At 70.8% G+C, this 13,453-nt stretch carries 10 protein-coding genes; 5 read left to right on the top strand and 5 right to left on the bottom strand.

Annotated elements, in window-relative coordinates; all coding sequences use genetic code 11:
• Positions 1-111: 111 nt before the first annotated feature.
• The 4 genes from pckA (at position 112) to IVW53_09370 (ending at position 5,637) form a co-directional block, all read left to right on the top strand.
• Positions 112-1,731, top strand: coding sequence for a phosphoenolpyruvate carboxykinase (ATP) (gene pckA / locus IVW53_09385; protein MBF6605777.1), 1,620 nt, complete (start codon positions 112-114; stop codon positions 1,729-1,731).
• Positions 1,732-1,789: 58 nt separating this feature from the next.
• Entirely contained in the window at positions 1,790-2,725 is a 936-nt protein-coding gene (gene mdh / locus IVW53_09380) for a malate dehydrogenase (protein ID MBF6605776.1), read from the top strand.
• A 293-nt stretch (positions 2,726-3,018) separates the two neighbouring features.
• Positions 3,019-3,927 carry a prolipoprotein diacylglyceryl transferase gene (locus IVW53_09375; protein MBF6605775.1) on the top strand — a complete coding sequence of 303 codons (909 nt, stop codon included), beginning with the start codon at positions 3,019-3,021 and terminating at the stop codon, positions 3,925-3,927.
• A 144-nt stretch (positions 3,928-4,071) separates the two neighbouring features.
• On the top strand, positions 4,072-5,637 hold the full coding sequence (locus IVW53_09370; protein MBF6605774.1) for a CoA-acylating methylmalonate-semialdehyde dehydrogenase: 1,566 nt from the start codon (positions 4,072-4,074) through the stop codon (positions 5,635-5,637).
• A 332-nt stretch (positions 5,638-5,969) separates the two neighbouring features.
• Here the strand turns inward: IVW53_09370 and hydA are convergent, their stop codons facing one another.
• From hydA to IVW53_09350, 4 genes are read right to left on the bottom strand one after another with little or no spacing between them, the layout of a single operon-like run.
• On the bottom strand, positions 5,970-7,367 hold the full coding sequence (hydA, locus tag IVW53_09365) for a dihydropyrimidinase (protein ID MBF6605773.1): 1,398 nt from the start codon (positions 7,365-7,367) through the stop codon (positions 5,970-5,972).
• A gap of 24 nt (positions 7,368-7,391) precedes the next feature.
• Positions 7,392-8,399, bottom strand: coding sequence for a TIGR03842 family LLM class F420-dependent oxidoreductase (locus tag IVW53_09360; protein ID MBF6605772.1), 1,008 nt, complete (start codon positions 8,397-8,399; stop codon positions 7,392-7,394).
• A 3-nt stretch (positions 8,400-8,402) separates the two neighbouring features.
• Positions 8,403-8,783 carry a hypothetical protein gene (locus tag IVW53_09355; protein ID MBF6605771.1) on the bottom strand — a complete coding sequence of 127 codons (381 nt, stop codon included), beginning with the start codon at positions 8,781-8,783 and terminating at the stop codon, positions 8,403-8,405.
• A 19-nt stretch (positions 8,784-8,802) separates the two neighbouring features.
• Positions 8,803-9,651: an acyltransferase gene (locus IVW53_09350; GenBank protein ID MBF6605770.1), complete on the bottom strand. Its 849-nt coding sequence runs from the start codon at positions 9,649-9,651 to the stop codon at positions 8,803-8,805.
• Positions 9,652-9,787: 136 nt separating this feature from the next.
• Here IVW53_09350 and IVW53_09345 point away from each other — a divergent pair, with 136 nt between their 5' ends.
• Positions 9,788-11,242 carry an aspartate aminotransferase family protein gene (locus IVW53_09345; GenBank protein MBF6605769.1) on the top strand — a complete coding sequence of 485 codons (1,455 nt, stop codon included), beginning with the start codon at positions 9,788-9,790 and terminating at the stop codon, positions 11,240-11,242.
• Positions 11,243-11,257: 15 nt separating this feature from the next.
• Here IVW53_09345 and IVW53_09340 read toward each other — a convergent pair whose 3' ends face one another.
• A complete protein-coding gene (locus tag IVW53_09340) occupies positions 11,258-13,411 on the bottom strand; it encodes a phosphodiester glycosidase family protein (GenBank protein MBF6605768.1) in 2,154 nt (717 codons plus the stop codon).
• Between the last annotated feature and the right edge of the window lie 42 nt (positions 13,412-13,453).

The raw sequence follows: 13,453 nt of genomic DNA, 5'->3' as shown, positions 1-13,453 counted from the left end.
AGCCGACTCCCTCCGGGCCCGACGACACCATCGAGCACGGAGCCACGCGCGGCCGGTCGACCACCCGACGAATCGGGCTGGGCCGGCCAGCCTCGCGCACAGGAGACGGAGATGACGTCAGCGCCCACCAACCCCAGGACGCGCCAGGCGACGTCCGCCGGCCCGACACCGCCGCCGTTCGGTCGCCACATCCGCGCCAACCTCGCGACAGCCGAGCTCTACGAGGACGCGATCCGCGCCGGGGAGGGGATCGTCGCCGCGGCCGGCCCCCTTGTCGTCCGGACGGGGAAGCACACCGGTCGCTCGCCGCAGGACAAGTTCATCGTCCGCGAGCCTTCGAGCGAGGGAAAGATCTGGTGGGGCGACGTCAATCGGGCGATCACCCCGGAGCACTACGACCGGCTTCGGGCGCGCCTCGTCGCCTACCTCGCTGACCGACCGCTCTACGCGCAGGACTGTTTCATCGGTGCGGACCCCGCACATCGACGTTCGCTGCGCGTGTACACGGAGACGGCCTGGGCGAGCATCTTCTCCCGAAACCTGTTCCGCCGACCGTCCGCCGCCGACCTCGCGCGGTTCGTGCCGAACTTCACGATCATCGACGTCCCGTCATTCAGGGCGGATCCGGCGACGGAGGGAACGCGCACGGAGACGGCGATTCTCCTGAATTTCGCCAGGATGGAGATCCTCATCGTCGGGACCGAGTACGCCGGCGAGATCAAGAAGGGCGCCTTCACGGTCATGAACTACCTCCTCCCCGACGAGGGGGTGTTGCCGATGCACTCGTCGGTGAACGTCGGCGCGGCGGACGATCCGGCCATCTTCTTCGGCCTCTCGGGGACGGGGAAGACGACGCTCTCCGCCGATCCCGAGCGGACCCTCATCGGCGACGATGAGCACGGCTGGGGACCGGACGGCCTCTTCAACTTCGAGGGGGGCTGCTACGCCAAGACGATCCGCCTCTCGCCGATGTACGAGCCGGACATCTTCGCCACGACCCGTCGCTTCGGGACGATCCTCGAGAACCTCGATCTGGATCCCGTGACCCGGGAGCTCGACCTCGACTCCGAGCGGTTTACGGAGAACACGCGGGCTGCCTATCCGCTCGACTTCATCGGCAACGCGGATCCGACCGGCATCGCCGGGCAACCCCGGAACGTCGTGCTCCTGACGGCCGATGCCTTCGGCGTGCTGCCGCCGATCTCGCGCCTGACGCATGCCCAGGCCGCCTACCACTTCATCAGCGGGTACACGGCGAAGCTCGCCGGGACGGAGGTCGGGGTCAGGGAGCCGAAGGCGACCTTCAGCACGTGCTTCGGGGCGCCGTTCACGCCCCGCCATCCGGGCGAGTACGCGCGGATGCTCGCCGAGCGGCTGGCGCGATGGGACGTCCCCGTCTGGCTCGTCAACACCGGCTGGACGGGTGGACCGTACGGCACCGGGGAGCGGATGAACATCAACCACACCCGCTCGATGGTCCGGGCCGCGCTGTCCGGGGCCCTCGACGGGGTGCCGACGGTCAGCGATCCGATCTTCGGCATCGAGGTACCGGTCGCCTGTCCCGATGTGCCGGCCTCGTTCCTCTCGCCTCGCTCCACATGGGCGGACGGTGCCGCGTACGATCGGGCTGCGGCGCGACTCGCCGCGATGTTCGCGGAGAACTTCGCCGCATTCCGGGACGGGGTCGATCCCGAGGTGGCTGCGGCGGGCCCACGGGTCGCCGGTACGTAGAATCCCTGGACCCGCGGCGTCGGCCGCACTCCCCGTAGCCCCGAAGGAGCCTCCCACCATGGCCCGCCACAAGGTCACCGTTATCGGCGCCGGCAACGTCGGCGCGACCAGCGCGCAGCGGATCGCGGAGGCCGGTCTCGCGGACGTGGTGCTCGTGGACATCGTCGAGGGGCTTCCCCAGGGCAAGGGTCTCGACCTCGCGGAGGCGGCGCCGGTCGTGGGCCATGATGCGCGGGTCGTCGGCACGAACGACTACGCCGACACCGCCGGCAGCGATGTCGTCGTGGTCACCTCCGGTCTCGCCCGGCAGCCGGGGATGAGCCGCGACGACCTCCTGGCGAAGAATGCGGGCATCGTCCGGGCCGTGGTATCGGCGGCCGCCGCCGTCTCGCCGAACGCGATCCTCATCATCGTCACCAACCCCCTCGACGCGATGTGCCACGTGGCGATGGAGGCGTCCGGCTTCCCGCGCGAGCGCGTGCTCGGGATGGCCGGGGTGCTCGACTCCGCGCGCTTCCGTTCGTTCATCGCCGAGGAGCTCGGCGTCAGCGTGAGCGACACGCACGCCTTCGTCCTCGGCGGTCACGGCGACACGATGGTGCCGCTCCCGCGGTACTCGACGGTCGCCGGGATCCCGATCACGGAGCTCATGACGCCCGAGCGGGTCGCCGCCCTCTGCGCCCGGACCGCCAACGGCGGCGCGGAGGTCGTCGCGCTCCTCAAGAGCGGTTCGGCCTTCTATGCACCGGCAGCGTCCGTCTTCGAGATGGTCGAGTCGATCCTCCACGATCGGAAGCGGGTCCTTCCGTGCGCGGTGCTCCTCAAGGGCGAGTTCGGGACCTCGGACCTGTTCGTCGGCGTCCCGATCGTTCTGGGCGCGGGTGGCATGGAGCGGGTCATGGAGATCGCGCTCGCGCCGGATGAGCGAGCCGCCTTCGACCGAAGCGTCGGCGCGGTGCGGGAGCTGGTGGCGACGCTCGCCACGCTCGGCTGACGGGGCGCCGGAGCTCGAGGCCTGAGAATCCGAGCGTCGAGGGGGTCAGACCGGCGCCCGGGTCGATGCCCGGCCCTCCCCCCTCTGGGCCGGGAACCGACCGGTCGGATGGCTCACGCCGAGGGTATCCGACGGGCGGATGATGGTCGGCTGGCCGACGCGTCCGTGAGCTTCGAGCCGACAAACGACCTGTCGGCCTGACGACAGGTCGACGCTCAACCGAACGCGTCGTCCACGTCCAGCCTCCAGTCCACGTCGAGTCGCCCGGTGCGACGGCTACACTCTCGGGCACCGTGCCGTTTGCCGCGATCGTCCTCGATTTCGACCCGATCCTCCGCTTCGGCGGGTATGGCGTGCGCTGGGAGACCCTCGGCATCGCCGGCTCGGTGCTGGTCGGGATCCTGCTCGCCGCCGTCATCGCCGGACGGACGGCGGTCGATGGCCCGGCGACACCCGCGTGGGCGCGGGGGGATCGGGCCAGGCTTCGCCGTGACGACCTCCTGTTCATCGTGCTCGGGGCCGTGCCGGGCGCGGCCGTCGGCGGACGCATCGGCTACGTCCTGCTCCATCGCGATTTCTATGCCGCGAACTCGTCGACGATCCTCGATCCGGGCCAGGGGAGCCTCGAACTCAGCCTGGCCGTCGTCGGGGCGACCCTCACCGGCGCGTATGTCGCACGCCTGCTCGACGCCCCCGTGGGTCGCTGGCTCCACGCTGCGGTCGTGCCAGTCTTCCTGACGATCGGGCTCGGCGAGCTCGCCCGGGTGCTCGGAGGCAGTGGCCAGGGCGCGTCGTCCGACGCGTCGTGGGCGCTCGCATATGGAGGTGCCGGTCCGTGGGGCTCGCTGGGGCCGGCGATCCCGGCCCATCCGGCGCAGGTGTACGGCGCGATCGTCGCCGGCCTCGTCCTCGTGGTCGTCGGCCTCCTCACGGCCCTCGGCGGCTTCCGCGCCCGAGACGGCTCGGTATTCCTCGTCGCGTTGCTCATCTGGGCCCTCGGTCGCGCCGTCGTCTCCGCCACCTGGCGCGACGACCCGCTGCTCGGCCCGCTCCCGGCCGGCGGCGTCCTCGCCCTCGGGGTCGCGTCGGTCGCGCTGGCGAGCCTCGTCGTCCGCCGATGGACCACGCGCCGCCGCGTCCGGGCTGCGGGCGACCTGGCCATGGCGGACTGGCCGGATCCCACGGATCCGCCCCGCGCATAAGTCTCGAACCGTCCCCATCGACCATCGCGCTATCCTTGCCCGAGCGGTCGTCGTCCACGACGCGACGACCGGTTTCGCTCGAACGTGGCCGGCATTCGCCAGGTTGCGCGCATCCGGGCGGCTGACGAACAGCGAGGGATCGACATGACGCAGGTCGCCGAACCGCATCTCCCGTCCGGTGCGACGCCGAGCGGGCAGCCCGCGGGAGGCGCCGGCCTCGCCCGCGTGGATCACTGGATCGGTGGCCGGCGAGTCGCCGGGACATCCGCTCGCCACGGGCCGGTCTACGATCCGGCGACCGGGCGGATCGCCCGAGAGGTGGCCTTCGCGTCGGTCGAGGAGGTCGACACCGCGGTGGCGGCTGCGAAGGCGGCCTTTCCCGCGTGGCGAGCGACATCGCTCGCGAAGCGCGCCGAGATCATGTTCCGCATCCGGAACCTCGTCGATGTCCATCGGCGCGACATCGCCGACTTCCTCACCTCGGAGCATGGCAAGGTCCCGTCCGACGCACTCGGCGAGATCGCCCGTGGGCTCGAGAACATCGAATTCGCCTGCGGGATCCCCCATCTCATGAAGGGCGGGTTCAGCGAGCAGGCCTCCACCGGGGTCGACGTCTATCAGATCCGCCAGCCGCTCGGTGTCGTGGCCGGCATCACCCCGTTCAACTTCCCGGCGATGGTCCCGATGTGGATGTTCGCCAACGCCATCGCCTGCGGCAACACGTTCATCCTCAAGCCGTCCGAGAAGGATCCGTCGGCCTCGATCTACCTCGCCGAGCTGCTCGCCGAGGCGGGCGTGCCGGCGGGCGTCTTCAACGTGATCCAGGGCGACAAGGTGGCGGTCGATCGCCTCCTCGAGCATCCGGACATCGCGGCCCTGTCGTTCGTCGGCTCGACGCCGATCGCGCGGTACATCTACGAGACGGGGACGAAGGCGGGCAAGCGCGTCCAGGCGCTCGGTGGTGCGAAGAACCACATGGTCGTGCTGCCGGACGCGGACATCGACATGGTCGCCGACGCCGCGGTCTCGGCGGGGTACGGCTCGGCAGGCGAGCGATGCATGGCGATCGCCACGGTCGTGGCCGTCGGCGGCATCGGCGACGCGGTCGTCGAGGCGATCAAGGCACGATTGCCGAAGGTGAAGGTGGGACCGGGCTCGGATCCGGACGCCGAGATGGGGCCGCTCGTCACCCGCCAGCACCGGGACAAGGTCGCGAGCTATCTCGACTCCGCCGTCGCCCAGGGAGCGCGGGTGGTGGCGGACGGACGCGAGCACCCGCTGTATCGGGAGTCGGATGGGTTCTTCCTCGGTGTGTCGCTCATCGACGGCGTGACACCATCGATGGATGCCTACCGGGACGAGATCTTCGGGCCGGTGCTCGGTGTGGTCCGGGTGGCGACGTACGACGAGGCCGTCGAGCTCGTCAACTCGAATCCGTACGGGAACGGGACGGCGATCTTCACCCGCGACGGCGGCGCCGCCCGGCAGTTCCAGTTCGACGTGAACGTCGGGATGGTCGGCGTGAATGTGCCGATCCCGGTTCCGGTCTCGTATTACTCGTTCGGCGGCTGGAAGGCTTCACTGTTCGGCGACCTCCATATGTACGGCCCCGAGGGGATCCAGTTCTATACGCGCGGCAAGGTCGTGACGTCGCGCTGGCCGGATCCGGGCACATCGAAGGTGGACCTGGGCTTCCCGCGGACGCGGTAGCGCTCTGCGCGCGGCCCGGCGATGTTCGCCGAGCCCGCGTGGCAGGTTCCGGCGATCGCTCGTCGCCGCCGTTTCGGTCAGATGCTCTCCAGGAGGGCGTTGGTCGCGCTGTCGCGGTCATGCGGTCGCGTGATGAGCGCCTGTCCGTAAGGTCGGACGGATCGCCTCGCGCTCACGCTCGACGCGGCACCCGCGCCGGCGAGGCTTCAATGACGAGTGCGCGCCTGGTGGTCATCTGACGCGAACCGAGCGATCCTCGCGACGTGATCTGACGCGAACATCCCGGCTCGTCGCTCGCGAACCTGAGGGACATCCGCCACGAACGGACCGCGTCAGTGCTCCCGTGCGAAGTCGGCCGGGCTCCGCTTGATGAACCGACCGGCGCCCTTGTGGCCTACGAACGCGCCATCGCGGACGACGACCGAGCCGCGGGACAGGACCACGTCTGCGGCACCCTGCACGACCCGACCCTCGTAGCACGAGTAATCGACGTCCATGTGGTGGGTCGACGCGCTGATCGTCCGCTTGCGGTTCGGGTCGTAGACGACGAGGTCCGCGTCCGCCCCCACCGAGACGGACCCCTTGCGCGGGTACATACCGAACATCCGGGCGGGCGCCGTCGAGCAGATCTCGACCCAGCGCTCCCTGGTGATCCGACCACCGACGACCCCGCCATCGTGCATGAGGTCGAGCCGATCCTCGACGCCCGGGAGGCCGTTCGGGATCTTCCGGAAGTCTCCCCGGCCGAGCTCCTTCTGGCCGTGGAAGTCGAACGGGCAGTGATCGGTCGAGACCACCTGGAGGTCGTCGCGCAGGAGGCCGGTCCAGAGTTCGGGCTGATGGTCCTTCGTCCGCATCGGCGGAGAGCAGACGAACTTTGCCCCCTCGAAGTCATTGCCGAGGTCGTCGAGCGAGAGGAACAGGTATTGAGGGCACGTCTCAGCGTAGGCGCGGACCCCGCGGTCGCGGGCGCTGCGCACGGCGTCGAGGGCCTCCCGGGCCGAGAGGTGGACGATGTAGACGGGCACGCCGGCCGCTTCGGCGAGACGGATGACCCGGTTCGTCGCCTCGCCCTCGAAGATCGGATATCGCGCGATACCATGGTAATACGGTGAAACGTGGCCGGCCGCGACCTCTTCGGCGGCGACCACGTCGATCGCCATCCCGTTCTCGGCGTGCATCATGATGAGCCCGCCGTTCCCGCGAGTCCGCTGCATCGCCCGGAAGATCGCCCCGTCGTCGCTGTAGAAGACGCCCGGGTAGGCCGTGAAGAGCTTGAAGTCCGGCACGCCCTCGGCGACGAGCCCGTCCATCTCGGCGAGCGTTGCGTCATTGACGTCGCTCATGATCATGTGGAAGCCGTAGTCGATGACGGTGTTGCCCTGGGCCTTGGCGTGCCAGGCGTCGAGGCCTGCCCGGAGCGACTGCCCGCGCGACTGGACGGCGAAGTCGACGATCGTCGTCGTCCCACCGAAGGCCGCCGCGCGCGTCCCTGTCTCGAACGTGTCCTTGGCGAAGGTGCCGCCGAACGGCAGCTCCATGTGGGTATGGACGTCGATGGCGCCGGGGATCACGTAGCGGCCGGTCGCCTCGATCGTTTCCTCGGCGGCCATGCCGGCCGCTGCCAGGTCGCGCCCGATCGCCGCGATCGTCTCGCCGTCGACGAACACGTCGGCGACCGATGAACCCTCGGCCGTCACGACCGTCCCGTTCACGATGAGGATGCGCATCGTCTCGTTGTCCTCCCTGGCCGATCAGCCGACCGCGGCGCCGTCCCGGAGCGCCGGGACGATCTCACGTCCGTACGTCTCGAGGACCGACTCCTCGTCGCCGTTCATCAGGTAGAGGTTGAACTGATCCACTCCGGCTTCCGCCAGCTCGCGGAGCTTGGCAAGGTGCTCGTCCACCGACCCGAGCACGCAGAACCGGTCCGTGACCTCATCGCCCACGAAACCGGCGTTGCTCGAGCCGACCTCCGCGTGGTGGTGGTAGTCGTAGCCGGTCCGATCGCGGACGTAGCCGGTGAGCGAGTCGGGCAGCTGCTCACGGGGATACTTGTTCACCAGGTCCACGACATGGTTGCTCACGAGCGCCGGGAACCATCGGGTCCGCTCGCGACACTCGCCCCGCTCGCCGACGTGGGCGGGCGCGGCCGCCTGGACCTTCACCGAGCCGGCGGGCCGATCGGCGGCGGCCTCGGCCGTCCGCAGCTGACCGACGAACCAGCGGATGAGGTCGGGGTCGGCGAGCTGGAGGATGAGCCCGTCCGCGACGCGCCCGGTCATCGCGATCGCCATCGGCCCGTAGCCGGCGACCCACACGGGGAGCTTCCAGCGTCCGGTCCAGGGCAGCGCGAGCTCGGCCCCCTCGTAGGTCGTGGTCCGGCCCTCCACGAGGTCGCGGATGACGACGATCGCCTCCTCGAGCGTCGCCATCGTCGTCGGCGGCTTGCCGAGCACCCGGCGCGCCGAGTCGCCCCGGCCGATCCCGAGATCCATCCGACCGCCGCTCAGCTCGTCGAGCACGGCGAGCGCGGATGCGGTGACGGACGGCTCGCGAGTGGCGGGGTTCGTCACGCAGGTGCCGAGACGGAGGGTCCGCGTCGCCTGCGCCATGAGCGTGAGGAGGGGGTACGGATCGCGCCACAGGACGTGCGAGTCGAAGACCCAGCCGTGCTCGAAGCCGGCGTCCTCGGCCCGGCGCGTGAGCTCGATGGTCCGCTCGATCGGGTGGTCGAGCTTGAGGGTGAAGCCGAACCGCATCGGTCAGGGGGCCTCGCGAGGCGCGTGCGATTCGGCCGGCTCGGATGGTTCGGCGGCCGGCTTCACCATCGCGTCGGAGACGGAGCTCGGCGCGTCCGGCGGGTGATGGTCACCGAGGTGGGTCAGGTGATCGACGCCGGCCTCGACGATCGAGACGAGCGACTCGACCATCTCGACCGTCTGGCCACCGGTGAACGGGGCGATGATCGCTCCGACCCCGATCTCGGCAGCGGACTCGGCGATCGCCGCGGCTTCGTCCGCCCGGCCGGGCGCTTCGTCGCCGCGATCGGGCGCGTCGCCATCGGCCCGGCCGGGCGCGTCGTTCGGCCCGGCGCCCGCCGGGTGGAGGTTCGACTCGTGCGACTCGTGCAGGTCCTCGGTCATCGGACAGCGTCCCTTCGCGTCATGGTGTGACGAGGTCCTCGTACATGTCCGGTCGACGGTCGCGATAGAACTGCCACGTCTGGCGGACCTCGACGATCCTGTCGAGATCCATGTCGCGAACGAGGAGCTCCTCGGCGTGCGCGTCGCCGACCGCGCCGATGAACTGCCCGCGCGGGTCGCAGAAGTAGCTCTGGCCGTAGAAGTCGTCGTCGCCGAGCGGTTCGATCCCGACCCGATTGATCGTCCCGACGAAGTACCCGTTGGCGACGGCGTGGCTGACCTGCTCGATCCTCCAGAGGTACTCGGACAGGCCGCGCGATGTCGCGCTCGGGATGAACACCATCTCTGCGCCGTTGAGGCCGAGCGCCCGTGCCCCCTCGGGGAAATGGCGGTCGTAGCAGATGTACACGCCGACCTTGCCGACGGCCGTCTCGAATACCGGGTAGCCGAGGTTGCCCGGCCGGAAGTAGTACTTCTCCCAGAAGCCCTTGACGTGCGGGATGTGCGTCTTGCGGTACTTGCCGAGATAGGTCCCGTCGGCGTCGATGACCGCCGCCGTGTTGTAGTAGATCCCGCTCGCCGTCTCGTCCTCCTCGTACATCGGCACGACGAGGACCATCCCGGTCTCCTTCGCGAGGGCCTGCATCCGGGCGGTCGTCGGACCATCCGGGATGAGCTCCGTGTACGAGTAGTACTGCGGCTCCTGGACCTGGCAGAAGTACGGGCCGTAGAACAGCTCCTGGAAGCACATGACCTGGGCGCCCTGCTTCGCGGCGTCGTGGGCGGCCTGCTCGTGCTTCTGGATCATCGTTTCCTTGTCGCCGGTCCAGCTCGCCTGGAGCAGCGCACCGCGCACGATCCGGGGCATGGTCGGGTCCCTCCTCGAGACGCTCGACTGCGTCGAGTCCGATGATTCGCAGTTGCCGATCGAAGGACGGAATCGTACACCGGGGCTGCGGCGGTCGAAGGGCGGTACGATCGGCCGAACACGCACGAGGTGGACGATGGACGAGCGCGCACTGTTCGGGCGCACGGCGAGACTGGCGGCCGACTACCGGGCAGGCCTGGACGAGCGGCCGGTAGCGCGACCGGTCGACCTCGATGCCCTGCGCGCAGCGCTCGGCGGCCCCCTGCCCGAGGCCACCACGGAGCCCCGTGAGGTCATCGAGCGGCTGGCCGCCGCGGCGGACCCGGGCCTCGTCGCGTCCGCCGGGCCGCGCTACTTTGGCTTCGTCGTGGGCAGCGGGCATCCCGCGGCGACCGCGGCAGACTGGCTGACGACCGCCTGGAACCAGAACGCCGGGCTCTACGCGCTGTCGCCCGCGGCGGCCGTCGCCGAGGAGGTGGCCGGGCGATGGCTCGTCGAGCTGTTCGGCCTTCCGAGCGGAACGAGCGTCGGCTTTCCGACCGGGGCGACGATGGCGACCTTCACGGCGCTCGCGGCGGCCCGTGACCGCGTCCTCCGCGACGTGGGCTGGGACGTGGAGGAGGAGGGACTCGTCGGGGCCCCACCGATCAACGTCGTCGTCGGCGCCGAGGCGCACGTGACGATCTTCGCGTCACTCCAGATGCTCGGCCTGGGGCGGGGCGCCCGCCATGTCCATCGGGTCGCCGCGGACGGGCAGGGCCGGATGCGACCGGACGCCCTTCGGGCGACCCTCGCCGGCCTCGACGGGCCGACCATCGTCTGCGCCCAGTCCGGCAACGTGAACAGTGGCGCGTTCGATCCATTGCCGGAGATCGTCGCCGCCGTGCGCGGCCACGGCGGCTGGCTCCACGTGGACGGTGCCTTTGGACTGTGGGCGGCCGTGGCACCCGCGCGGCGGCACCTCGTCGCCGGCATCGAGCTCGCGGACTCGTGGACGACGGATGCCCACAAGTGGCTCAACGTGCCGTACGACTCGGGACTCGTGTTCGTCCGCGACGTGGCTGCGCACCAGGTGGCGATGCGCCTTGGGGCGGCGTACTACGTGGAGACCGGCGGGGCCGAACGCGACAGCTACAACTGGGTACCCGAGTCGTCGCGCCGGGCGCGCGGCTTCGCGGTCTGGGCCGCCCTCGCGTCCCTCGGGCGGCAGGGGCTCGCCGAGCTCATCGAGCGCGACTGCACGAACGCCTCCCGGATGGCGGAAGGGCTGGCGACCGAAGCGGGGGTCGCGATCCTCAACGAGGTGGTGCTCAACCAGGTGCTCGTCCGATTCTTGCCGAACGACCCGGCGGCGGCTCCGAGCCCCGACCCGGCGGCGGATGCGCTGACCCGCGACGTCATCGCCCGCGTCCAGGCCGACGGCACGTGCTGGCTCGGTGGGACGACGTGGCACGACATGACGGCCATGCGGGTCTCCGTGAGCGGCTGGCAGACGACGCCCGCCGACATCGACCGCTCCGCGGAGGCGATCCTCCGCTGCGCCCGAGCCGCACGCGATGCGCTCGACGCGACGGTGGCGCCCACACGTTGAACGGGCGGCTCCTCGTCAGGGCGCCGGTCGCGTCACCTCGATGAGGAAGGCATCGACGTCCACTCGCGGCCTCCCGGCGGTCGCGCGTGGTCGGATCTCGAGGACGTGGCGGCCCACCGTCGCCCAGCCCGTCCGGAAGACGACCCGCCGTGCGGCCGACTTCGCCGCCCGCAGGTCGATCGTCGCCGCAAGCCGTCCATCGACGAACACGAGGGCGGCGCCACGGTCCGGCCCGATGCTCGACACCCACGCCACGTCGGATCCGCTAAAACGGATCGTGACGGACGTCCCGCCGGTCGTCGCGGCCCGCACGGCGCCCCCGTAGTAGCCGGCGGCGGTGAAGCGGGCCCACCGCCCGCGGTAGGCCACGGTCGAACTCCCTTCCTGGACCACCGTCTGGGTGATGCGGGGGCCCACCGCCTTCGGGCTCACGTTGCCGGCGCCGTCCATCGCATCGACGGCGAAGCGGTACGTCGGCCCCGGCGCGACCCGGACGACGGCCGACCGGACGAGCGGTCCGAACAGCGGCACGGCCGTGTAGGCGGCCCCGTTCGCGCTCATCCACACGTGATAGGCGGCGACGCCGCTCCCCACGTCGGTCGCCGCGGGCCAGGCGAGCTGGACCGCGATCGCCGTCTGGCCGGCCATCCAGCCGGTCACGAACGAGGCGATCGGCGGGCCGGCGATCGGCGGCGTGGTGTCCGTCGCGACGACCACCGGAAACGTCGCGCTCGCACTCAGGCCGAGGGCGACCGCCTGGATCATCGCCGGCCCCGGCGTGGCGGCGAGGAATCTGCCGCTCGGATCGATCGTCCCGCCGCTCGCCGACCAGCCGACGCTCGAGGGCGGGACCGGGACGGCGTTGATCGCGGTGTCCCAGCCGACGGCCGAGAAGGTCGTGGCCGAACCGACCGCGACACTCGCGGGAGCGGGCCGGATGGCGAGCCCCGCGATCGGCCCGTCCGGGGCCGTGCTCACGACCGCGAGCGCATTCGTCACCGCCCGTGGAGCGCCGTCCGACGGCCGGTTCACGAGGCCGGCCATCGCGTCGCCCGGTCGGCGGGCGACGAGCGTCGTCGATCCGCCGCCGTCGAAGTTGATCGCGCTGACGGCTCCCTGGCCCTGGAGCAATCCCGCGAGGTCCGTGAGGTCGATGCCGGCGCTGTAGCCCGGGAGCTGGCCGTCGACCGTGGCGATGAGCAGCTTCCCGTCCGCCGTGATGCCGACGGCCGTCCGGGCGTTGGCGGTGCCTGCCCCGGACCACGGCGGGTTCACCCCGACCACGCCGCCGCGGAGGATCCACTCGCCTCCGCCGATCGCCTCGGTGACGCCCTCCCAGCCGGGAGTGATCGCCGTGGCGATCGTGACGCTCTGGCCCGGCACGAGTGCGTTGAGGTACGAATCGGTCCCCGCCCGCGACAGGACGAGGGTGCCCGGCGCGAGCGCGGTGTCGCCGACGCCGATGCCGATCGACTGGACGGTCGCGACGTACGTGCCGCTCGGGGCGATCGGGCCGGGAACGCCGCTGAGCACGACCTCGGTCCCCGTCGCGTCGGTCCCCGTCGAGGTGCCGAAACGGGGCGAGAAGAGCGCGGTCTCGTACTCGTTGCGGGCCTGATTGAAGCGGGTGATGGGGACCACGAGCCCGCCGCCCACGTCGAGGGTCATCGTCTCGGTCACGTCATCCATCCGGATGACGCCGGCCGCATCCACCCCGATCAGCGGCCGCGACCCGCGCCGGGCCGTCACGAGCTCTCCGCCGTGGATCTGGGTGCCGTTCGGCGCCGCGAGCACGCCGCCGTAGCCGCTCCAGAAGTCGCCGTTCACCGCGGCGACGACACGGTGACCGGGCGTGCTTTCCCGGCTGGCCATGGATGAGACGGTCTCCAGCCCGGCGACTGTGTCGTTCGATACGAGCGACTCGAGATGGACGTTCGGGGCGGCTGGATCCACCCGCACGATGTTCGCCACCGATGGGCCGGCGTCCGTGGTGAGGCTGCCCCACGTGTGGACGGTTCCCGGCCCGAGCGGCTCGGAGCCGGCGACGGTGAAGGGAACGAGGACCGTGGCCGATGCAGGCGCCGGTCCGATCGATCCCGCGGCGAGGACGAGGGTCACGAGGACGGCGGTCCGGAGGGCGGCGGCGGGCGGACGACGTCCGTGTTCCATGTCACCTCAAGCGCGGATCCTCTCCGTGGCATGGTACCGGTT

Source organism: Chloroflexota bacterium (assembly GCA_015478725.1).
In the GTDB taxonomy this organism is placed as follows: domain Bacteria; phylum Chloroflexota; class Limnocylindria; order Limnocylindrales; family CSP1-4; genus C-114.
The sequence above is the reverse complement of the archived record's forward strand: the minus strand, read 5'-3'. Positions and strand labels throughout refer to the sequence as shown.